The 21,182-nt window shown below is 45.0% G+C and carries 19 protein-coding genes and 2 tRNA genes; 18 read left to right on the top strand and 3 right to left on the bottom strand.

Going from position 1 to position 21,182, the window contains the following annotated elements; genetic code table 11:
• Nucleotides 1–6 precede the first annotated feature (6 nt).
• The 14 genes from glmM (at nt 7) to OC193_RS12620 (ending at nt 14,653) form a co-directional block, all read left to right on the top strand.
• Nucleotides 7–1,347, top strand: coding sequence for a phosphoglucosamine mutase (gene glmM, locus OC193_RS12685; RefSeq protein ID WP_017059393.1), 1,341 nt, complete (start codon nt 7–9; stop codon nt 1,345–1,347).
• 292 nt (nt 1,348–1,639) lie between these two features.
• Nucleotides 1,640–1,972 (top strand): preprotein translocase subunit SecG, encoded by a 333-nt coding sequence (secG, locus tag OC193_RS12680; RefSeq protein WP_017059392.1) that lies wholly within the window; start codon nt 1,640–1,642, stop codon nt 1,970–1,972.
• A gap of 16 nt (nt 1,973–1,988) precedes the next feature.
• Nucleotides 1,989–2,073: transfer RNA gene (locus OC193_RS12675), tRNA-Leu, on the top strand.
• A gap of 53 nt (nt 2,074–2,126) precedes the next feature.
• Nucleotides 2,127–2,203 (top strand) — tRNA-Met (locus tag OC193_RS12670).
• 234 nt (nt 2,204–2,437) lie between these two features.
• Nucleotides 2,438–2,893, top strand: a complete 456-nt coding sequence (gene rimP / locus OC193_RS12665; protein ID WP_004738265.1) for a ribosome maturation factor RimP — start codon at nt 2,438–2,440, stop codon at nt 2,891–2,893.
• Nucleotides 2,894–2,928: 35 nt separating this feature from the next.
• Nucleotides 2,929–4,416, top strand: coding sequence for a transcription termination factor NusA (nusA, locus tag OC193_RS12660; RefSeq protein ID WP_017059230.1), 1,488 nt, complete (start codon nt 2,929–2,931; stop codon nt 4,414–4,416).
• Nucleotides 4,417–4,438: 22 nt separating this feature from the next.
• The gene (gene infB, locus OC193_RS12655) at nt 4,439–7,129 is read left to right on the top strand and encodes a translation initiation factor IF-2 (protein ID WP_048658157.1); all 2,691 of its coding nucleotides are present in this window, start codon (nt 4,439–4,441) and stop codon (nt 7,127–7,129) included.
• Between the two features lie 134 nt (nt 7,130–7,263).
• The gene (rbfA, locus tag OC193_RS12650; protein ID WP_017065964.1) at nt 7,264–7,677 is read left to right on the top strand and encodes a 30S ribosome-binding factor RbfA; all 414 of its coding nucleotides are present in this window, start codon (nt 7,264–7,266) and stop codon (nt 7,675–7,677) included.
• Nucleotides 7,677–8,630 (top strand): tRNA pseudouridine(55) synthase TruB, encoded by a 954-nt coding sequence (gene truB, locus OC193_RS12645; RefSeq protein WP_017059233.1) that lies wholly within the window; start codon nt 7,677–7,679, stop codon nt 8,628–8,630. The genes rbfA and truB overlap by 1 nt, the downstream gene beginning before the upstream one ends.
• 218 nt (nt 8,631–8,848) lie before the next feature.
• Nucleotides 8,849–9,118 carry a 30S ribosomal protein S15 gene (rpsO, locus tag OC193_RS12640; RefSeq protein WP_010436144.1) on the top strand — a complete coding sequence of 90 codons (270 nt, stop codon included), beginning with the start codon at nt 8,849–8,851 and terminating at the stop codon, nt 9,116–9,118.
• 378 nt (nt 9,119–9,496) lie between these two features.
• Complete coding sequence (pnp, locus tag OC193_RS12635) at nt 9,497–11,617, top strand: polyribonucleotide nucleotidyltransferase (protein WP_019819855.1); 2,121 nt, start codon at nt 9,497–9,499, stop codon at nt 11,615–11,617.
• A 124-nt stretch (nt 11,618–11,741) separates the two neighbouring features.
• Complete coding sequence (gene nlpI / locus OC193_RS12630) at nt 11,742–12,665, top strand: lipoprotein NlpI (RefSeq protein ID WP_048658156.1); 924 nt, start codon at nt 11,742–11,744, stop codon at nt 12,663–12,665.
• 153 nt (nt 12,666–12,818) lie between these two features.
• Nucleotides 12,819–13,226, top strand: coding sequence for a MarR family winged helix-turn-helix transcriptional regulator (locus OC193_RS12625; protein ID WP_009847536.1), 408 nt, complete (start codon nt 12,819–12,821; stop codon nt 13,224–13,226).
• Nucleotides 13,227–13,315: 89 nt separating this feature from the next.
• A complete protein-coding gene (locus tag OC193_RS12620) occupies nt 13,316–14,653 on the top strand; it encodes an MATE family efflux transporter (protein WP_048664532.1) in 1,338 nt (445 codons plus the stop codon).
• 86 nt (nt 14,654–14,739) lie between these two features.
• Here OC193_RS12620 and OC193_RS12615 read toward each other — a convergent pair whose 3' ends face one another.
• The 3 genes from OC193_RS12615 to OC193_RS12605 all read right to left on the bottom strand — a co-directional run bounded on the left by OC193_RS12615 (nt 14,740) and on the right by OC193_RS12605 (nt 18,854).
• Nucleotides 14,740–15,618, bottom strand: a complete 879-nt coding sequence (locus OC193_RS12615) for a U32 family peptidase (RefSeq protein WP_048664533.1) — start codon at nt 15,616–15,618, stop codon at nt 14,740–14,742.
• A gap of 18 nt (nt 15,619–15,636) precedes the next feature.
• On the bottom strand, nt 15,637–16,650 hold the full coding sequence (gene ubiU, locus OC193_RS12610; protein WP_017068227.1) for a ubiquinone anaerobic biosynthesis protein UbiU: 1,014 nt from the start codon (nt 16,648–16,650) through the stop codon (nt 15,637–15,639).
• 164 nt (nt 16,651–16,814) lie between these two features.
• Nucleotides 16,815–18,854, bottom strand: a complete 2,040-nt coding sequence (locus OC193_RS12605; RefSeq protein WP_048658152.1) for a bifunctional diguanylate cyclase/phosphodiesterase — start codon at nt 18,852–18,854, stop codon at nt 16,815–16,817.
• A 258-nt stretch (nt 18,855–19,112) separates the two neighbouring features.
• On the opposite strand from OC193_RS12605, the gene ubiT reads away from it, so the two are divergent.
• From ubiT to rimI, 4 genes are all read left to right on the top strand, one after another.
• Nucleotides 19,113–19,640 (top strand): ubiquinone anaerobic biosynthesis accessory factor UbiT, encoded by a 528-nt coding sequence (gene ubiT, locus OC193_RS12600; protein WP_032545250.1) that lies wholly within the window; start codon nt 19,113–19,115, stop codon nt 19,638–19,640.
• Nucleotides 19,624–20,127, top strand: coding sequence for a GNAT family N-acetyltransferase (locus OC193_RS12595; protein ID WP_017059241.1), 504 nt, complete (start codon nt 19,624–19,626; stop codon nt 20,125–20,127). Before ubiT ends, OC193_RS12595 begins: the two co-directional genes overlap by 17 nt.
• A gap of 159 nt (nt 20,128–20,286) precedes the next feature.
• Nucleotides 20,287–20,685, top strand: coding sequence for a DNA polymerase III subunit psi (locus OC193_RS12590; protein WP_048658151.1), 399 nt, complete (start codon nt 20,287–20,289; stop codon nt 20,683–20,685).
• Nucleotides 20,678–21,133 (top strand): ribosomal protein S18-alanine N-acetyltransferase, encoded by a 456-nt coding sequence (gene rimI / locus OC193_RS12585; RefSeq protein WP_048664534.1) that lies wholly within the window; start codon nt 20,678–20,680, stop codon nt 21,131–21,133. Before OC193_RS12590 ends, rimI begins: the two co-directional genes overlap by 8 nt.
• The last annotated feature ends 49 nt before the right edge of the window (nt 21,134–21,182 follow it).

Here is a 21,182-nt window from a genome sequence, read left to right as displayed (position 1 = left end):
ATCAATATGTCTGATAAGAGACGTTACTTCGGCACAGATGGTGTACGTGGCAAAGTTGGCCAATACCCGATTACACCTGATTTTGTTCTGAAGCTTGGCTGGGCTGCGGGTCGTGTTCTTGCGAAACAGGGCACTAAGAAAGTCATCATTGGTAAAGACACCCGTATCTCTGGCTACATGCTGGAGTCTGCTCTAGAAGCTGGTCTCGCTGCTGCGGGTCTTCAGGCTACTTTTACTGGCCCAATGCCAACACCAGCCGTGGCTTACCTAACACAAACGTTCCGCGCTGAAGCTGGTATTGTTATCTCAGCATCACACAACCCTTACTACGATAACGGTATTAAGTTCTTCTCTTCTGAGGGAACAAAGCTACCGGACGATATCGAGTTGGCGATTGAAGCTGAACTGGACAAAGACATTGAATGCGTTGATTCTTCGGAGCTAGGCAAAGCAGTACGTTTGAACGATGCCGCTGGCCGTTACATCGAGTTCTGTAAAAGTACGTTCCCACATAAAATGACATTGGCTGGCATGAAGATCGTTATCGATTGTGCCCATGGTGCCACTTACCACATTGCGCCTGCTGTATTTAAAGAGCTGGGTGCTGAGGTTGTGGCTATTGGTGTTGAGCCAAATGGTACTAACATCAACCACGAAGTAGGCGCGACGGATGTACGTGCTCTGCAAGCTAAAGTGCTTGAAGAAAAAGCGGCATTAGGTCTGGGCTTTGATGGTGACGGCGACCGTATCATCATGGTTGACGAGCTAGGCAACAAAGTTGATGGTGACCAAATCGCTTACATCATTGCACGCGATGCACTGCGTCGTGGTGAGTTGAAAGGTGGTGTTGTTGGTACACTAATGACCAACCTGGGTATGGAAAATGGCCTTAAGCAGTTAGGTATTCCGTTTGTTCGTGCTGCAGTTGGTGACCGTTACGTAATGGAGCAACTTCTTGCTAAAGGCTGGAAGATTGGAGCAGAGAACTCGGGTCACGTTATCCTATTAGATAAAGTAACGACGGGTGATGCTATCGTTGCTGCGCTGCAAGTATTGGCTTCAGTTGTTGATAGCGAAATGACTCTGAATGAGCTGTCTCAGGGCATGACGTTGTACCCGCAAGTTCTAGAAAACGTTCGTTTCAGTGGAGACTCAAACCCACTAGAAGCAGAAGCAGTAAAAGCAGCTGTTGTTGAAGTTGAAGCTGAACTTGGCGAGAAAGGTCGTGTGCTATTACGTAAGTCTGGTACAGAGCCACTATTGCGTGTGATGGTTGAAGGCGAAGATGCTGAGCTTGTTCAAGCATCCGCGCTTAAGATTGCCGATGCAGTAAAAGCAAACTGCTAATTTAACCTTTTACTAAACAGGCGCAATGAATAGCGCCTGTGATTAGAAGTGATTGACTTATATAACGGTCAAGATATAACGGTCAAAAGAGACGTAAATGAGTTTTGTGTCGCTTTTGACCTTTTTTTGACCATTTACTTGGTAAAGGCTTATTTTTTAGCAAATTCTCCTTGTCAGCCATCGTCGCATTCGCTAGTATTGCTCGGCCTTCAGTTAGGAGGTCGCTAGCCTTGTTCTTAAAAATAGTTTTTTGAACGGCGCTGGCTCAACAATTAGGAACATAGGTGGAAAAATGTTTACAGTTCTACTTGTGATTTACCTGTTGGCAGCGCTTGGTGTAATTGGCCTAGTGTTGATTCAACAAGGTAAAGGCGCAGATATGGGAGCCTCTTTCGGTGCTGGCGCTTCAAACACTGTGTTTGGTGCTGGTGGCTCAGGAAATTTCCTTACCCGAATGACTGCAATTTTTGCAACTACATTTTTTATCCTTAGCTTAGTGCTTGGTAATATGTCTACACATAAAACTGAGTCACAATGGATTGACCCGACTCAAGGTCAGGTAATTCAACAAGCTGATGATGCAGTGAGTGAAGTTCCGGCGCAAGGCGACGAAATTCCACAATAATCTGTAAAGATTTGATGCCGAGATGGTGAAATTGGTAGACACGCTAGCATGAGGTGCTAGTGCCTTAGGGTGTGAGGGTTCGAGTCCCTCTCTCGGCACCATGTTTACAAACTTGTAAAACATCTTGTTGGGCGTATAATGCTCGCAAGTCGGACGCGGGATGGAGCAGTTTGGTAGCTCGTCGGGCTCATAACCCGAAGGTCGTCGGTTCAAATCCGGCTCCCGCAACCAATTTCAATGCTATTATATAGCTTGTATTGGTAGCAAGTTTGCACAGTGTGAACCTCACTGTGAGTTAAGTGTGATATCGAATGTGATGGCACTTAACATATAAGGGTCCAGCAACAAAAACCCCGGCTTATACGGGGTTTTTTGTTATCTAAGCATTTATAAATGCGCTTAGATAATGTTTGCTTGGAATTTAAATTGGGCTTTGAGCCCTTTTTTTGTTTCTGGAGTGGTTAAATGACTGGTTTAGAAAGACAACTTACTGAAATGCTTGACGCTCCAGTAGCAGCATCAGGTTATGAGTTAGTTGGATTAGAATTTATTCGTGCTGGTGAGCACTCAACGCTACGTATTTACATCGATTCACCAAACGGTATCAATGTAGATGATTGCGCTGAAGTTAGTCACCAAGTAAGTGCCGTAATGGACGTTGAAGATCCAATTTCAGTGGCTTATAACCTTGAAGTGTCTTCACCAGGTTTAGAGAGACCACTGTTCAAAGCAGAGCATTACCAACAATTTATTGGTCACGAGGTAAGCATCGTTTTGAAAATGGCTGTCGGCAACCGTCGTAAATGGAAAGGTGATATCCAATCTATCGAAGGCGAGACAGTGAAAGTATTGGTTGAAGGACAAGAAGAAGAATTCGTCCTGAGCAATATTGCGAAAGCTAACCTGATCCCTAAATTTTAGTTCTCCTAGAGAGAAGAGCTTAAGAGGCTAGATTAATGAACAAAGAAATTTTGGCGGTAGTAGAAGCTGTTTCTAATGAGAAAGCAGTTCCTCGTGAGCGTATTTTTGAAGCGCTTGAAATCGCGCTTGCAACGGCAACAAAAAAGAAAAGCGAACTAGAAATTGAAGTTCGTGTTGAAATCGACCGTAAAACGGGTGATTTCGAAACTTTCCGTCGTTGGGAAGCTGTTGAGGAAGTTGAATTCCCAACAAAAGAAATCTCTATTGAAGCTGCAAAGTACGATGACCCAGAGATCGAACTTGGCGGTTTCATTGAAGATGACATCGAATCAGTAACGTTTGACCGTATTACCACTCAAACGGCTAAGCAAGTTATCGTACAGAAAGTACGTGAAGCTGAACGCGCTCAAATCGTTGAACAGTTTATTGATAACGAAGGTGAGCTAGTAACTGGTGCTGTTAAGAAAGTTAACCGTGACACTATTATCCTAGACCTAGGTAACAACGCTGAAGCGGTAATCCTTCGTGATGACCAACTTCCTCGTGAAAACTTCCGTCCAGGTGACCGTGTTCGTGGTCTTCTTTACGCAGTTAAACCAGAAGCTCGCGGTTTCCAGCTTTTCGTTACTCGTTCGAAGCCAGAAATGCTAGCTGAACTATTCCGTGTTGAAGTGCCTGAGATTGGTGAAGAGCTAATTGAACTTAAAGGTGCTGCACGTGACGCGGGTTCTCGTGCTAAAATCGCTGTGAAAACAAACGACAAACGTATTGACCCAGTTGGTGCGTGTGTTGGTATGCGTGGCGCACGTGTACAAGCTGTTTCTAACGATCTTGGCGGTGAGCGTATTGATATCGTTCTTTGGGATGATAACCCGGCTCAATTCGTAATCAACGCAATGGCTCCTGCTGATGTTGCTTCAATCATCGTTGATGAAGACGCACACTCTATGGATATCGCTGTTGAAGCGGATAACCTAGCACAAGCTATCGGTCGTAGCGGTCAAAACGTACGTCTAGCTTCTCAACTTACTGGTTGGGAACTGAACGTAATGACTGTTGCTGACCTTGAGAAGAAGCACCAAGAAGAAGCAGTTGCTTCTATTGAAAACTTCATGAAGCACCTAGACATTGAAGAAGACTTTGCTCAAATGCTTGTTGAAGAAGGCTTCTCTACGCTTGAAGAAGTAGCATACGTTCCTGTGAACGAGCTTCTTGAAGTAGATGGTCTAGATGAAGGTATCGTTGAAGAACTACGTAACCGCGCGAAAGACGCACTGACTACTCTAGCGCTAGCGAAAGAAGAAACTTTCGATGGTGTTGAGCCTGCTGAAGACTTACTTGCACTTGAAGGTCTTGAGCGTGAAATGGCTTACAAGCTAGCAGCAAAAGGCGTTGCGACATTGGAAGACCTAGCTGACCAAGGCGTTGATGAACTAGAAGGCATCGAAGACCTAACTGCAGAGCGTGCAGGCGAGCTAATTATGGCTGCGCGTAACATCTGTTGGTTCGGCGACGAAGAATAATTCAGCAAGGAGAGAAAGCGGTATGACACAATTAACAGTTAAAGCACTGAGTGAAGAGATTGGTACGCCAGTTGACCGCTTAATTGAACAACTTGCTGATGCAGGCATGAAGAAATCAGGGTCGGATCAAGTGACTGATTCAGAGAAGCAAACATTGCTAACGCACCTTAAAAAGGAGCACGGCGATACTTCTGGTGAAACAGAACCGACTCGTTTAACTCTTCAACGCAAGACCCGCAGCACGCTAAGTGTTGCCGCTGGAGGCGGTAAGAGTAAGGATGTTCAAGTAGAGGTACGTAAAAAACGTACTTACGTGAAGCGCAGCACTATTGAAGATGAAGCGAAACGTGAAGCTGAGGAAGCGGCTAATCGTGAAGCGGAAGAGAAAGCACAACGCGATGCTGAAGAGCAAGCGAAACGTGATGCTGCAGAGAAAGCACAGCGCGAAGCCGAAGAAAAAGTAACACGTGAAGCGGATGCAAAACGTGAAGCTGAAGAGAAGGCTCAACGCGCACAAGCTGAAAAGGCTAAAAAAGACATGAATTCAAAAAATGCAGACGCTAACGCACAAGCGAAAAAAGAAGCGGATGAACTTAAAGCTCGTCAAGAGCTAGAAGCAACTCGTAAAGCAGAAGCTGAAGCAGCTAAGCTTGTTGAAGAAGCTCGTAAGTTAGCAGAAGAGAACCAAGAACGTTGGTCTGAAGAAGAGAAGAAGAAGAAAGAGCAAGAGAAATCTGCGGATTACCATGTGACTACTTCTACTTACGCTCGTGAAGCTGAAGATGCGGCAGATAAGAAAGATGAGAAAGCACCTCGTCGTCGCAAGAAGAAAGCTGCTCCTGCTAACCAACCTGCAAACAACCGTGGTGGTCGTAACCAACGTGGTCGTGGCGCTAAAGGTAAGCTTGCTAAACCAACTTCAATGCAGCAAGGCTTCGATAAGTCAGCGACTGTTGCTAAATCTGACGTTGCTATCGGCGAAACTATCGTTGTTTCTGAACTGGCGAGCAAAATGTCAGTTAAAGCAACTGAAGTTATCAAAGTAATGATGAAGATGGGCGCTATGGCGACTATCAACCAAGTGATCGACCAAGAAACAGCACAACTTGTTGCTGAAGAAATGGGTCACAAGGTAATCCTGCGTAAAGAAAACGAACTTGAAGAAGCAGTACTAGCTGACCGTGATAGCGATGCTATCGCTGAAGGTCGTGCTCCTGTTGTTACTATCATGGGTCACGTTGACCACGGTAAAACTTCAACACTTGATTACATTCGTAAAGCACACGTTGCTTCTGGCGAAGCTGGCGGTATCACGCAGCACATTGGTGCTTACCACGTAGATACTGACAACGGCATGATCACTTTCCTTGATACTCCTGGACACGCGGCGTTTACCGCTATGCGTGCTCGTGGTGCTCAAGCGACAGATATCGTTGTACTTGTAGTTGCAGCAGACGATGGCGTAATGCCACAAACAATCGAAGCAATCCAGCACGCGAAAGCGGCAGGCGTTCCTCTGATTGTTGCTGTGAACAAGATCGATAAAGAAGGTGCAAACCCAGACAACGTTAAGAATGAGCTAGCTCAATACGACGTTATCCCTGAAGAGTGGGGCGGTGAGAACATCTTCGTTCACATCTCTGCAAAACAGGGTACAAACATCGATGGTCTTCTAGAAGCAATCCTTCTTCAGTCTGAAGTTCTTGAGCTTACAGCGGTTAAAGAAGGCATGGCGTCTGGTGTTGTTGTTGAATCTCGTCTTGATAAAGGTCGCGGTCCAGTTGCAACAGTACTAGTACAGTCTGGTACTCTAAACAAAGGCGACATCGTTCTTTGTGGTCAAGAGTACGGCCGTGTTCGTGCAATGCGCGATGAGAACGGCAGAGACATCGAAACTGCAGGTCCATCTATCCCTGTAGAAATTCTAGGTCTTTCTGGCGTACCTGCGTCAGGTGACGAAGCGACTGTTGTACGTGATGAGCGTAAAGCACGTGAAGTTGCTAACTACCGTCAAGGTAAATTCCGTGATGTTAAACTAGCTCGCCAACAAAAAGCGAAACTAGAGAACATGTTCGCGAACATGACGGCGGGTGAAGTTGCTGAACTTAACGTTGTACTTAAAGCTGACGTTCAAGGTTCTGTAGAAGCGATTGCTGACTCTCTACTGAAACTATCAACTGACGAAGTTAAAGTGAACATCGTAGGTTCTGGTGTTGGTGGTATTACTGAAACTGATGCAACTCTTGCTGCAGCTTCTAACGCTATCATCCTTGGTTTCAACGTTCGTGCTGACGCAACTGCGCGTAACACGGTTCAGAACGAAAACTTAGATCTACGTTACTACTCAATCATTTACCAACTGATTGACGAAGTTAAACAGGCGATGGGCGGTATGCTTGCTCCTGAATTCCGTCAAGAGATCATTGGTCTTGCACAAGTTCGTGACGTATTTAAGTCGCCTAAACTTGGTGCAATCGCTGGTTGTATCGTTACTGAAGGTACGATTAAGCGTAGCAACCCAATCCGTGTACTTCGTGAAAACGTTGTTATCTACGAAGGTGAACTAGAGTCACTTCGTCGCTTTAAAGATGACGTTCAAGAAGTTAAGAACGGTTACGAATGTGGTGTCGGCGTTAAGAACTACAACGACGTTCGCGTTGGTGACCAGATCGAAGTATTCGAAATCGTTGAGGTTAAACGTACTCTAGACTAATCAGTCTGTACGACTCGACATATTGACTAAGGTTACTAACATTACTAATAAAGGTAATAAGTAATCGGTTGTTGAATACACCATGGGGGGCTGGTAATTACCAAGCCCCCCATCTTTCTAAGTGAGAAAAGAAAATGTCAAAAGAATTTAGCCGCACACAACGTGTGTCTCAGCAGCTTCAAAAAGAACTTGCTCTTATCCTCCAACGTGAAGTTCGTGACTCACGTATTGGTATGGTAACTATCTCAGATGTAGAAGTGTCTCGTGACCTTGCTTACGCAAAAGTGTTCGTTACTTTCCTATGTGTTGGTGAGCAAACACCTGAATCATGTCTTAAAGCTCTTAAAGAGCATGAAGTGCCAGTTCGTATGGCTCTTGGTAAACGTATTCGCCACCGCCTAACGCCTGAAGTTCGTTTTACTTACGACAACACACTAGTTGAAGGCATGCGTATGTCTAACCTAGTAAGTGAAGTTCTGAACGACGACAAGCGTAAGCAAGAAGAAGCTGGCCGCACTGACGAAACTCAGTCGAAGGGCGAAGAGTAATGGCTCGCCGTCGTAAAGGTCGCCCTATCAACGGGGTAATTCTATTAGATAAGCCGACTGGCATTTCGTCTAATGATGCACTGCAAAAAGTAAAGCGTATTTACTTTGCAGAGAAGGCGGGGCACACCGGTGCTCTGGATCCTCTTGCGACTGGCATGCTGCCAATTTGTCTTGGTGAAGCAACGAAGTTTTCTCAGTTTCTTCTAGATTCTGATAAGCGCTACGTTGTTATTGCTAAGCTTGGTGAGCGTACCAATACCTCAGACTCTGATGGTGAAGTGGTAGAGACGCGTGATGTTAACGTGACTCAAGAACAGCTTGAGCGTTGTATTGCGAGCTTCAAGGGTGAAACCGATCAGATACCATCAATGTTTTCGGCATTGAAGTATCAAGGTAAGCCTTTGTACGAATACGCGCGTGCAGGTATCGAGGTTCCTCGTGAGTCTCGTAAAATCACTGTGTACTCTATTGAACTGCTTCGCTTTGAAGGTGATGAAGTTGAAATGGAAGTGCATTGTTCGAAAGGCACATACATCCGTACAATTACCGACGATCTTGGTGAAATGCTTGGTTGTGGTGCTCACGTGACAATGCTTCGTCGTACAGGTGTAGCAAAGTACCCATACGAGCGTATGGTGACTTTGGAGCAGTTAAACGAGATCCTAGAGCAAGCACAGGCGCAAGAAATTGCACCGAAAGAGCTGCTTGATCCTCTGCTGATGCCAATGGACACTGCCGTTGAAGATTTACCAGAAGTAAACCTGAACGCGGAACTGACTGACCTAGTTCAGCACGGTATGCCAGTTCAGGTTGCTGGTGCGCCAACTGAAGGCACGGTTCGTATGACAAGTGGCGAAGAGAAGCTGTTTGTCGGCGTTGCTCAGATTGCTGAAGATGGCCGAGTTGCACCGAAGCGTTTGGTTGTTTTCAGAGATGAAGAGCCACAAGCGTAACGCTTAAATCGAGTTAGATCTTAGCGGTTCGTCTTGAAATTCGAGCAAATGAGACAGAAAGCGAACACCTAATTTAGGTGGTTCGCTTTTTTCGTTTTTAATGGGTTCGATTGTTATTGCACCAACTGACAAACTTCCCTATAATCCTCGGCTCGCGTAGCGGCTGAATCAGAGATTGGCTGCTACAAATATAAACTTACTCTTATCAGGAGAGAATTATGTCTCTGAATGCAGAAACTAAAGCAGCAATCGTTGCAGAATACGCACAATCTGAAGGCGACACAGGTTCACCAGAAGTACAAGTAGCACTACTTACTGCTTCTATCAACCACCTACAAGGTCACTTCAAAGCGCACAAACACGATCACCACAGCCGTCGTGGTCTACTACGTATGGTTTCTAGCCGTCGTAAGCTTCTTGATTACTTGAAAGGCAAAAACCTTGCTCGTTACCAAGACCTAATCAAGCGTCTAGGCCTACGTCGCTAATAGCGATGTCTGCAAAGACAGTTTGAAGAAAAGGAGCATTTATGCTCCTTTTTTTGTGCCTGTAAGAAAATGCTAGGCCGGATGCTCAGAATATCATCTGGCTTTTTCTGATAGGAAATATATCTCCTAATAAAAATAGTTTATACTACGCCCGCCTATAGCGTTTTCAGCGTTTGGCAATCAACCTCTCAAGAGATTACAGTCACAGATGTCGGCCAATAGGTCGCGACTATTCAAAGGCGGATTTGGTCTTAATTCGGCGTATGAACTCATACAAAGAGTCACCATCCTAAGTCCCTTTTCACTAGTCGCGATTGGTAATATCTTGAGTCATTATTCACTTAATCTAAAGTTTGACTTTAGAGCTAAGGATATACAATGTTTGAAAAACCAGTTGTAAAATCGTTCCAGTACGGTAACCACACCGTTACTCTAGAAACGGGCGTAATTGCACGTCAAGCTACCGCTGCTGTAATGGCGACTATGGATGATACATCAGTATTCGTTTCTGTTGTTGCTAAGAAAGAAGCTGTTGCAGGTCAAGACTTCTTCCCTCTAACAGTTAACTACCAAGAGCGTACATACGCTGCGGGTAAAATCCCTGGTGGTTTCTTCAAGCGTGAAGGTCGTCCATCTGAAGGCGAAACACTAACAGCTCGTCTGATTGACCGTCCAATTCGTCCACTTTTCCCAAGTGCGTTTAAAAACGAAGTTCAAGTTATCGCTACGGTTGTTTCTATCAACCCTGACGTAAACCCAGACATGATCACTATGATCGCAACGTCTGCTGCACTTGCTATCTCTGGTGCTCCATTCAATGGTCCTATCGGTGCTGCACGTGTTGGTCACATCGACGGCGAACTTGTTCTTAACCCATCAAATACTGAGCTTGAAAACTCTAAACTAGACCTAGTTGTGTCTGGTACAGAAGGCGCAGTACTTATGGTTGAATCTGAAGCAGATAACCTATCTGAAGAAGAAATGCTTTCAGCTGTTGTTTACGGTCACGACCAACAACAAGTTGTAATCAAAGCAATCAACGAGTTTGCTGCTGAAGTTGCAACTCCATCTTGGAACTGGGAAGCACCAGCAGTTAACACAGAGCTTAAAGCTCAAGTTGCTGAACTTGCTGAAACACGTCTATCTGACGCGTACCAGATCACTGAAAAAATGGCTCGTTACGAGCAAGTTGGCGCAATCAAGAACGACGTTGTTGAAGCTCTAATCGCACAAGACGAAAACCTAGATGAGCGCGAAATCCGCGGCATGCTTGGTTCTCTAGAGAAAAACGTAGTACGTAGCCGCATCATCGCTGGCAACCCACGTATCGATGGCCGTGAAAAAGACATGGTTCGTGCGCTAGACGTACGTACTGGTGTTCTTCCACGTACACACGGTTCTTCTCTATTCACTCGTGGTGAAACTCAAGCACTTGTTACTGCAACGCTTGGCACACAACGTGATGCTCAAATCATCGATAGCCTAATGGGTGAGAAGAAAGACAACTTCCTTCTACACTACAACTTCCCTCCATACTGTGTAGGTGAAACTGGTTTCGTTGGTTCTCCTAAGCGTCGTGAAATTGGTCACGGTAAGCTTGCTAAACGTGGTATCCAAGCAGTAATGCCTTCTGTTGAAGAATTCCCATACACAGTTCGTGTTGTATCGGAAATCACAGAATCTAACGGTTCTTCTTCAATGGCTTCTGTATGTGGTACATCTCTAGCGCTTATGGATGCTGGTGTTCCAATCAAAGCTTCTGTTGCGGGTATCGCAATGGGTCTTGTTAAAGAAGGCGACGATTTCGTTGTTCTTTCTGACATCCTTGGCGACGAAGATCACCTAGGTGACATGGACTTTAAAGTAGCAGGTACTAACGCTGGTATCACTGCACTTCAAATGGACATCAAGATCGAAGGTATCACTAAAGAGATCATGCAAATTGCACTTAACCAAGCGCAAGGTGCACGTAAGCACATCCTTTCTGTAATGGATGAAGCTATCTCTGGTGCTCGTGAAGATATCTCTGAATTCGCTCCACGTATCCACACAATGAAAATCAGCTCTGATAAGATCAAAGATGTTATCGGTAAAGGCGGCGCAGTTATCCGTGCTCTTTGTGAAGAAACTGGTACTACAATCGAAATCGAAGACGATGGCACAATCAAGATTGCTGCTACTGAAGGCGCAGCTGCTAAAGAAGCTATCCGTCGTATCGAAGAGATCACAGCTGAAGTTGAAGTTGGCCGCATTTACCAAGGTAAAGTTGCTCGTCTAGCTGACTTCGGTGCATTCGTTACTATCCTTCCAGGTAAAGATGGTCTAGTACACATCTCTCAAATCGCTGACAAGCGCGTTGAGAAAGTGTCTGACTACCTAACTGAAGGTCAAGAAGTTCCTGTTAAGGTTCTTGAAATTGACCGTCAAGGCCGTGTACGTCTAAGCATGAAAGAAGCAGTTGAAACGCCAGCTGAAGGCGAAGCACCTGCTGCTGAGTAATTCTCAGTGTGTCGATGGTGATATCGCTTTTTAGTGATTTCTAACCTATCGTCAACAAAGCATGTTATAAAGGGGAGCATATCGCTCCCCTTTTTTATTGCGGTCATAACAGGAGTAATTATTTGTGAAATGGTTTCAAACCGCGAGTATGTGTTTACTGCTTGTACTAACAGGTTGTGCGACAACATCAGATAACGCCTCACGTTGGGTTTATCCACCGATGGCTGTGCCACTGCAACCAAGCGTTCAGCAAGAAGTTCAAATTGCACGTCTTAGTCAGTTATTACAGCGCCCAGATTTGAACGATGAAGTTCGAGCTAAGATGCTGTTTGAACGTGGTAACTACTACGATAGTGTTGGCCTGCGTGATCTCGCGCGTCTCGACTTCAACCAATCTCTTTCATTGAACCCAGCTCAACCTGATATCTTCAATCTTTTGGGTGTTTACTTTACGCAGGTAGGGGAGTTTGATGCGGCTTATGAATCTTTTGATTCTACGTTAGAGCTTGATCCTGCAAACTCTTACGCAGAAAGAAACCGTTCTATCGCGCTTTATTATGGCGAACGTTACGACTTAGCCAATGAAGAGATGATGAAGCACTACGCCGATGATCCTAGCGATCCGTTTCGCGCTCTTTGGTTGTATATTATTCAGCATGAGCTAACGCCAGAGCAAGCTAAGCTTGATTTACAAAAACGTTACGAGAGTCGCGATGAGCAGTGGGGCTGGGTGCTAGTTGCCATCATGCTTGATGACATTACAGAAGAGCAGGCTTTTAAGGCGATCTTAACCGGTACTCGTGACAACACGTTACTAGCGCAGCGTCTAACAGAGACGTACTTCTACCTTGCTAAGCGTTACCATATGAATGGTGACTACGCGAATGCGATCTCTTTGTACAAGTTGTCAGTCTCTTTCAACGTGTATGAATATGTAGAGCACCGTTACTCTTTCTTAGAGCTAAGCCGTATCTTCACCACGCTTAAAGCCGAGCACTTAGCACAAGTTAAGTTAGCTGAGGCTGAAGAAGAAGCCAGCGCTAAGTAAGCAATACATTTTGACTCCGAGAAGCCGCTGCCTGTCAGCGGTTTTTTTATGCTCCTTTTTTATGATCTTCATCTCGTTTTGATTGCTTTTTATTTAAACAACACTAAAATAGTTAGCCTTGCTAACTAAATGCTATTCTTTGATTGGGTGAGTATGCTAAACCAGAATTTAGAAAAGATTGAGCGCTTCGCTTCAAAGATATGGCGAACTCAGGTAAATGAAGACCCTATTTGCCAATTGAGCTTCAATGAGTATGACTATTTGAAGGTCATTCAATCTTCTCCTGAACCGATCCGATTGACTGATCTTGCGATTGAGATGCAGGTGACCAAGCCTTCAGCAACCACTATGGTTCAGAGACTAGAGAGAAAGGGGCTTGTTGAGCGTAAAGCTTCGCTCGAAGATGCGAGGTCTAAGTTGGTTGTACTGACCAGCAAAGCTGAAGTCGGCTTAGAAGAAGAAAGTAAGATCTATCAGGTCATGGCACAAATACTGGAAAGTCGTTTGTCTGAGCAAGAATCTCAGCAGCTAAACCTATTATTAAATAAAGCTTTGAAGTAAATAATTTAGATATTTAGTTAGCCTTATTAACTAATTTTTCGAGTCATATCTTGTTGATATGCGACTCACAAATGAAAGTAGAGTAAGAAATGAGTAACTCAATTAGTCGTCAGTTTTGGCGATACACAATCCCTACCGTGGCAGCCATGTTGGTTAATGGCCTGTACCAAGTGGTGGATGGCATTTTCATTGGCCGCTATGTGGGGGCTGATGGACTTGCAGGTATCAATGTTGCGTGGCCTGTGATTGGTTCGATTCTCGGTATTGGTATGTTGGTGGGCGTGGGTACCGGTGCACTGGTCTCGATTCGCCAAGGTGAAAAAGATACTCAAGGCGCTAAGCAGATCTTAGCAACGGGCTTAACCTTGTTGTTAGCGATAACGCCTATTGTCTCCGCATTGCTGTTTTTGTTTGCTGATAACTTCTTGCTTTGGCAGGGCGCTGAAGGGCGAGTGTATGAACTTGGCTTGCAGTACTTACACATTCTGATTGGTGCTAGTGTCTTCACGCTAGGTTCGATCGCGATGCCGTTTCTACTGCGTAACGATGACAGCCCTAATTTAGCGACGATATTGATGATCGTTGGTGCTGTGATTAATATCGTACTCGATTACCTGTTTATCGCTCTGTATGGTTGGGAGTTGATGGGCGCGGCACTAGCAACAGCTATCGCACAATTTGTGGTAACGGGCTTAGGTCTGGCTTACTTCTTTTCACGTCGAGCAAATTTACGCTTACGTTGGAATGAGTTACGACTGAAGCTATCGGTTATCCCACAGATCTTCGCCATTGGTACATCAAGCTTCTTTATGTACGCTTATGGTTCGATGATGGTGGCGCTGCACAATGCGTTGTTCTCCCAATATGGCGACCAGTTGATGATTGGTGCTTACGCGATTTTGGGCTACATCGTGACGGTTTATTATCTCACGGCTGAAGGTATCGCCAATGGCATGCAACCTTTGGTGAGCTACAACCATGGTGCGCGTAACCAAGCGAACATTCGTAAGTTACTTAAGATTGCGATGCTGAGTTCGGTATTGATTGGTGTGGCGTTCGTGCTGCTTCTGAACGCATTCCCACGTGAGTTTGTATCAGTCTTTAACTCGGACGAACCTCAGTTAGTTGAGTACACAGTATTAGGTATTCGACTACACATGTTTGCATTGGCGCTTGATGGTTTCTTAGTGGTAGCGGGCGCTTATTACCAAGCGGTAAACAAGGGCAGCAAGGCGATGTTTGTAACGATAGGCAATATGCTGATCCAGTTACCTTTCTTGTACATTATGCCTAAGTTGTACGGTGTGCCGGGGATCTGGATTGCATATCCACTGTCTAATATCGCGTTGAGCGCGGTGGTAATGGTGATGCTCTACAAAGACGTAAAGAAGCTCGACGCCTCGCCGATGGAAACCGCAATGGCATAGGTCGATTTTCTTGAGACGAACTAAAAAGGTCTAGCATGTGCTAGACCTTTTTCGTTTTGAAAATCGCTTCGTTTTGAAAATAGTATTTAGATGTTTTTGACGTCTAAACCGGCAAGCTGATGCCAGTAACCATTACATTGGCAGCTTTCAATCTTCATCGGGTTTTGACCGCGTTCATTCGCTCTGAAGTTATTAATTTCAGAGAAGGTATCAACGCCGAGTGGGCTTAAGCGAACCACATCAACCAGGTCGTGCATGTTGGGTAAATCATTGACTAGGTTGTAGCAGTAGCCCGATTGGGTCTGGATACCATTAAGGTTGAATACTGATTGGCCTTCTTGGCTTTCTACTTGTAGCCCTGTTGGGTACTTGATACAGCAGGTTTCGCAATCGTCTTTAGCTTTGTTTTCCGCGCGAGCGGTAAAGCAGCGTGCTGAGTAAGCAAGCGGTAGGTAGCCGTGGCTAAATACTTCTACTTCGAACTTATTACGAATATTGATCTCTTCGCACTGGGTCATTACGTTACTTAACCATTCGCGAGAAAGCTCAACCGGCATACACCAACGCGTCATACCTTGTTTCAAGAACAAGTTCAGCGTGCGTGCGTTGTAGGTGTTCACCGCAGGACCAACCACGAAAGGGACTTTGCTTTCGCTGGCCAGTTGAATTGCAGACACGTCGTTTGCTTCAATCGCGAAGTCACCGTTATCGATGTACTTCTTCATGATGTTAACTTCACTTGGCGCTTCGAGCAACGCCATGGTCGACAGTACCACTTGCTTACCTGAAGCAGACAGCTCTTTAGCGATGTCCATCCAGTGTTTTGCTTTCATCTCACGACGCTTTGAACACACGGCTTCACCGAGATATATGATATCAGCAGAGCTTGATTTCGCTTGCTCATAGAAGCTTTCAACGTCTTGTTTTGGCCAAAAATAAAGTAGAGGGCCTAATGCGTATTTCATTGAGTTCTCCATTTGGCTCTATTGCCATTTACGATGATAAGCGCCAAGCGTGGTTTGTGTACCTTCCGATACATTCGCCAGTGTCGCATTCCAAGCTTGTTCTACTTGGTATTGTTCAGGATTTGCTAAGTAGCGGTCGATGGCTGCGCGCCACGTACGAGTTACTTGTTCTACATAAGCTGGGCTACGTTGACGACCTTCAATCTTCACTGAAGCAACATTGGCTGCGAAAAGCTCTGGCAGCATTGATAGCGTGTTTAGGCTGGTTGGTTCTTCAAGTGCGTGATAGCGCTTACGTTCACCGTCGATCTCTGCTTCAAAGCGGCCTTTACACAGCGTTGGGTAACCTGCGTTTTCACCTGCTTCATACTTATCGATAAGGATTTCGTTCAATCGAGATTCGAGGCCTGTTTCTGTTTCTTGCCAGCGAACGTATTTCGCCGGAGAACAAGCACCAACGGTATTGGGTGATTCGCCTGTCATGTATGAAGAGAGGTAGCAACGGCCTTCTGCCATGATACACAAGCTACCAAAAGCGAATACTTCAAGGTCAACGTCAGAAGTGATATTACGAGAAAGCTGTTTGACCTGATGAATCGATAATACACGCGGCAGTACCACACGCTTAACGTTGAAGTTTTTATGGTAGAAGTCGATAGCAGCGGCATTGGTCGCTGATGCTTGTACCGATAGATGCAGTTCTAGATCTGGATATTTGTTTGCTGCGTACTCAAGCACCGCGATGTCTGCGATGATCAGTGCATCGACACCTAGCGCAGCAGCGTTGTCTACGGCATTGGTCCAACGGTCGAAGCCATTTGGGTGAGCAAACGTGTTTAGGGCAACATGAATTTTCTTGTTGTGGTCATGCACATACTGCACAGCACGATCGAGCTTTTTACCCGCAAAGTTTAGGCCTGCAAAGTGTCGGGCATTGGTATCGTCTTTGAATCCGATATAGACAGCATCCGCACCACAATCAATAGCGGTTTTCAAAGCAGGTAAGTTACCCGCTGGGCATAAGAGTTCCATTTGCTCACTACCAGTAGAATTGAGTTGAAGCGAGCATTTTATGAAGAATTGTGAATGACGGAATTGATGTAAGGCAGGTTTAGATGGATAAATCTGCTTTTACTCCGTTTGAGGTACTGACGAGTGACCGTTTTACATGTTGGCTTGGTTTAAATATGAGGTACTTAATTCTTATGGCGGCGGTTTTGGGCAAACAACTCTTCGACATCTTGTTTTGGTTGCGGACGGTAGAAGTGGAAGCCTTGAATCGAACTACAGTTGAGATTAGACAGCAGAGTCGCTTGCTCACTAGTTTCGACACCTTCAGCAACCACAGTTAAATCGAGAGACTTACCCAGGTTGATGATGTTTTCAATTACGGTGATTTGCTTTGGTAGGGTATCGATATCGGAGATGAAAGCACGGTCTATCTTTAGCTCATCAATTGGGAAGCGAGCAAGGTAAGACAGTGAAGAGTAACCAGTACCAAAATCATCTATGGAGAGAGCAAAGCCAAGTTTCTTGATGGCGTTAAGCATTTGAAGTGTGTGTTCACTATCACTCATCACCGCGCTTTCCGTTAGCTCAAATGTAATCGCACTTGGGTCTAGTTCTGTCGAACGCAGCAGTTTTTCCATGTAATCAATCAGTTTCGGGTTCCCAAACTGTTCAGGAGAAAGGTTGATTGCCACACGGCCAGGTAGGATCCCCTGCATCTTCCAGCGTTTAACTGTTGCGAATACTTCACGCATCACCACACGACCAAGCTGCTCGATAAGACCTGCACGTTCTGCAACTGGGATGAAAGCAGCAGGGCTGATGTAGCCTTCGACAGGGTGTTTCCAACGAACTAGAGCTTCTGCTCCGTTGATGGTGAAATCACGGGCATTTACTTTTGGTTGGTACCAAACCTCGAGTCCATTTTGTTGCAGCGCTTTCTGAAGCTCAATCTCCAGCCACAGTCGCATACGCGCTTCTTTGTTCATCTGTTCGTTGAACTTGATCAAGCGGTTGCGACCACGATCTTTCGCTTCATACATTGCTGTGTCTGCATTTTGCAACAAGATACGAGCATCAGTACCATCTTGAGGGAAGTTCACGCTACCAATCGAGCAGGCCAAGCGTTTACTGAAGTGGTGAAGATCGAAGGGTTGATTGATCAGGGAGATGATCTTTTCAGCGAGCATTTCAGGTGTTCGCTGATGTTCAGGTTCTGGCAGGATAATACCAAACTCATCCCCGCCTAAATGCCCAATCACAGCCTTACGGGGCAGTAAGCGTTTAAGGCGTGAAGCGACCTCTTTAATCACCTTGTCACCGATGTGATGACCAAGTGAATCATTGATATTCTTAAAGTTATCAATGTCTAAGTAGAGCATCACCACTGGTGTATCGTTGTGAATGAACTGCTCAAGACGCTTTGTAAACCCAACTCGGTTATAGAGCTTAGTCAGTGCGTCGATGTAGGCATCTTCACTGTTTGCCGGTGTATATTGTTTTGCGGTTTCTTGTGCGTCTTGGATAAGCACCAACTGAGTATTACTTCCAAGAACAGTGGTGGAGTCGATGTTGAGCTGAACCTTACGTTCAAAGCCGCATCGGGCACCCGTTAAGCAAACCAAACCAGACTCAGAAATAATAGAAGTGAGGTTATTATTGAAAACTGTTTTGGTTTGTTCATCGATAAATAGGCGTCCCAATTCTTCGCCAATTAACTCTGTGGTTGAGTTAAAGCCAAGCAAGCGAGCTGCTGCTGGGTTGGATGACAAGATGTAGTCACTTTCAACGAGCAGTAATCCGTCTGGGAGTAGTTGAGATAGCTTGTGGAATTTAGCTTCGGATTCTTCTAAAGAACGGACAAGTACTTGGTTTTCTGATGTGTCGAAGGCGTGAAAGACGATGTAGTCGGTTTTGTTGCCATTGGTAAGCGGAGATAGGCTGAAATGAAGGCTGGTATCGAGGTCAGTTTCGTTAAGGGTGACTTCGGCCTCAATCGTTTCGCCACTGAATGCACGCTCATAGTAAGGCTTAAGATGTTGGTAGAATTGTTCTCCCAATGTTTGGCGGTCATTCATACCTGCAAGCTCTGTTTGACTCAAACCAGCAATATCGCAGTAACGCTCATTCACCATAAAATAGTTATGTTGAGCATCAAGTACTGCAAAAAAGAACGGACTATTTGCAGTTAGCTGGGTAAACCAATGTTGTAGTTGCTGGGGAGGCATCAAAGTACTACCAATTCTCCAAGAGCTTGAATATTCACTATCGATAAATATTTATTACTTTTTGTGTGGCTATCGATATTTACCTGTGAGTGCAGCGATCTGCTGTAATTCTCATTACCTGAGTTACTATAACTGTGATTTTCAGGATATTAAAGGTCGAGCATCAAACAGAAGTTAATTTGATACATAACAGTAACTGAGATCTTAACATCATCTATGATGCATTCCATATTATTGACAAAGTTACGGATAAGTCACGTGATAAACAAGATTCGCACTCAACTAGTTCAAAATGCCGCATCAATTTTGCGATCTCCAGTCCAGTTATTGCCTAAAACAGTACAAAAAAGAGCCTTGTTGGAGGCGCTTAAGAATGTCTTTAAGGAAGCTTTAGAGGACGGTGACTTTGAGTTCTTAGAAGATAAGTGGCTTAAAGTCTCAATAAAAGATATGGGGTTAAGTTGGTGTATTAGTTACAAAAATGAGCAACTAGTTGTAGCTGATAAAGAGGTGGCTGAAGATGTAAGCTTTAGCGGGAATCTTAATGACCTTGTGTTGATTGCGGGGCGTAAAGAAGATCCAGATACGCTTTTCTTCCAACGTAGACTGTCTATTGAAGGCGATACCGAGCTTGGTTTAGAAGTCAAAAACTTGATGGATAGCGTAGATTTGGACTTATTGCCGACTCCTATGAAAACTTTGTTAAATCAATTAGCTGATTTTGTGCAGAAGGGAGTACAATCCCCAGATACACAAAGTGAGGTAATGAATGCTTATTCGAACTGAAGCACCGGCAGATATACTTGTCATTGATCGTTTATTGAAATCTGTTTTTGAAACAGATGCAGAAGCTAATTTGGTTATGAGCTTGCGTGAGAATAGCCATTTAACGCTATCGCTGGTGGCTTGTTCTGACGAAGGCGAGGTGGTTGGTCACCTGATGTTTAGCCCTATCACGCTTAAAGGTGACGATCACAATTGGCAGGGGCTTGCACCGCTTGCTGTGAAAGAAGAGTTCCGCAACCAGGGCATTGCTAAATCACTGGTTGAAGATGCTTTCTCTACTTTGGTTGATTTTGGTTACCCAGCCTGTGTTGTACTTGGTGATCCTGCCTATTACGGCCGCTTTGGTTTCAAGGCCGCGAGTGAGTTTGGTTTGAGCTGCACTTGGGATGTGCCTGAGGGGGCCTTTCAAGCTATCGAGTTAGTTGAAGGTGCGCTTGCAGGGCATTCTGGTGAGATTGCTTACAGTCCTGAGTTCAATGACTTATAAGCCCATTTTCCACGCAATATGATACAAACTGATTTAGTCTAAATAAAGGAGCTTGATGCTCCTTTATTTTTTGTTAGTATCAGCCCAACTCTGATGAGCTCGTTTTTAACTTCGCTCTAATAAGTCGCCCACTATAAACCTAAGGTTACACCGCTAGATATGTCACAAACACACGCACAATACCTGCAAGAGATGGGCATTAGCCAATGGGAGCTTAGCCACCCAGAGCGTTTAGCGGGTTATGAATCTGAATTGATGCCACTCTCAAATGACTGCAAGCTACTGTTGGTTTCGCCTGAAAAGCCTCAGGAAGATCTCGCCGTGATGTTTGAACGAGTACTCAAAAGTATCAAGCTCGACTTATCTCAGGCATTACACATTCAGCCTCAGCACCTATCTTCTGTGGATTTAGGGGCGGTTGAGTGGGTGTGGTTTGCTGGGTGTGAGCCGGCTCAAGAGCTGAAGGCTAAAACATTACAATCGCCATTACTGTCTGACATTAACGGTAATAACCAACATCGCCGCGACTTATGGCAACAAATTTGTGCTTATGACTAATCAATTTTTACCGACTTCACAACAACACCTAGACGCCATTTGGCAGATTGAGCAGGCCGCACATTCTCATCCATGGTCTGAAACCATGATTCGAGATCTTGAGAGTCGAGGCGCTTGTCATCATGTTCTTGAAGTCGATGGGCAAGTGGTCGGGTACTTCTTCGCGCAAAACATTGTTGGTGAGGTCACGTTACTTAATATAGCGGTAGACCCAAGCCAGCAAGGCAAAGGGTATGGTAAAGCGTTAACTGAACATTTCCTTGATATGTGCGAGCAAGCTGACGCGGAAAGCGCTTGGCTAGAGGTTCGCGAAAGTAATGTGAATGCGTTTAATCTTTACGAAAAAGCGGGCTTTAATGAAGTCGATCGTCGTCGTAACTATTACCCAACCAAGCAAGGCAACGAAGATGCGATCATTATGAGCTATCTTTTTATGTCTTTTAGCTAGTCATATCGAGTCTTTTCGTTATGCAGATAATTAGCCACAAAATAGGGTG

This window comes from Vibrio crassostreae, assembly GCF_024347415.1.
GTDB lineage: Bacteria > Pseudomonadota > Gammaproteobacteria > Enterobacterales > Vibrionaceae > Vibrio > Vibrio crassostreae.
The sequence above is the reverse complement of the archived record's forward strand: the minus strand, read 5'-3'. Positions and strand labels throughout refer to the sequence as shown.

Coding starts and splice junctions, on each gene's coding strand:
- glmM (WP_017059393.1), top strand. CDS start 7: ATGTCTGATAAGAGACGTTACTTCGGCACAGATGGTGTACGTGGCAAA.
- secG (WP_017059392.1), top strand. CDS start 1,640: ATGTTTACAGTTCTACTTGTGATTTACCTGTTGGCAGCGCTTGGTGTA.
- rimP (WP_004738265.1), top strand. CDS start 2,438: ATGACTGGTTTAGAAAGACAACTTACTGAAATGCTTGACGCTCCAGTA.
- nusA (WP_017059230.1), top strand. CDS start 2,929: ATGAACAAAGAAATTTTGGCGGTAGTAGAAGCTGTTTCTAATGAGAAA.
- infB (WP_048658157.1), top strand. CDS start 4,439: ATGACACAATTAACAGTTAAAGCACTGAGTGAAGAGATTGGTACGCCA.
- rbfA (WP_017065964.1), top strand. CDS start 7,264: ATGTCAAAAGAATTTAGCCGCACACAACGTGTGTCTCAGCAGCTTCAA.
- truB (WP_017059233.1), top strand. CDS start 7,677: ATGGCTCGCCGTCGTAAAGGTCGCCCTATCAACGGGGTAATTCTATTA.
- rpsO (WP_010436144.1), top strand. CDS start 8,849: ATGTCTCTGAATGCAGAAACTAAAGCAGCAATCGTTGCAGAATACGCA.
- pnp (WP_019819855.1), top strand. CDS start 9,497: ATGTTTGAAAAACCAGTTGTAAAATCGTTCCAGTACGGTAACCACACC.
- OC193_RS12625 (WP_009847536.1), top strand. CDS start 12,819: ATGCTAAACCAGAATTTAGAAAAGATTGAGCGCTTCGCTTCAAAGATA.
- OC193_RS12620 (WP_048664532.1), top strand. CDS start 13,316: ATGAGTAACTCAATTAGTCGTCAGTTTTGGCGATACACAATCCCTACC.
- OC193_RS12615 (WP_048664533.1), bottom strand. CDS start 15,618: ATGAAATACGCATTAGGCCCTCTACTTTATTTTTGGCCAAAACAAGAC.
- ubiU (WP_017068227.1), bottom strand. CDS start 16,650: ATGGAACTCTTATGCCCAGCGGGTAACTTACCTGCTTTGAAAACCGCT.
- OC193_RS12605 (WP_048658152.1), bottom strand. CDS start 18,854: ATGCCTCCCCAGCAACTACAACATTGGTTTACCCAGCTAACTGCAAAT.
- OC193_RS12595 (WP_017059241.1), top strand. CDS start 19,624: ATGCTTATTCGAACTGAAGCACCGGCAGATATACTTGTCATTGATCGT.
- OC193_RS12590 (WP_048658151.1), top strand. CDS start 20,287: ATGTCACAAACACACGCACAATACCTGCAAGAGATGGGCATTAGCCAA.
- rimI (WP_048664534.1), top strand. CDS start 20,678: ATGACTAATCAATTTTTACCGACTTCACAACAACACCTAGACGCCATT.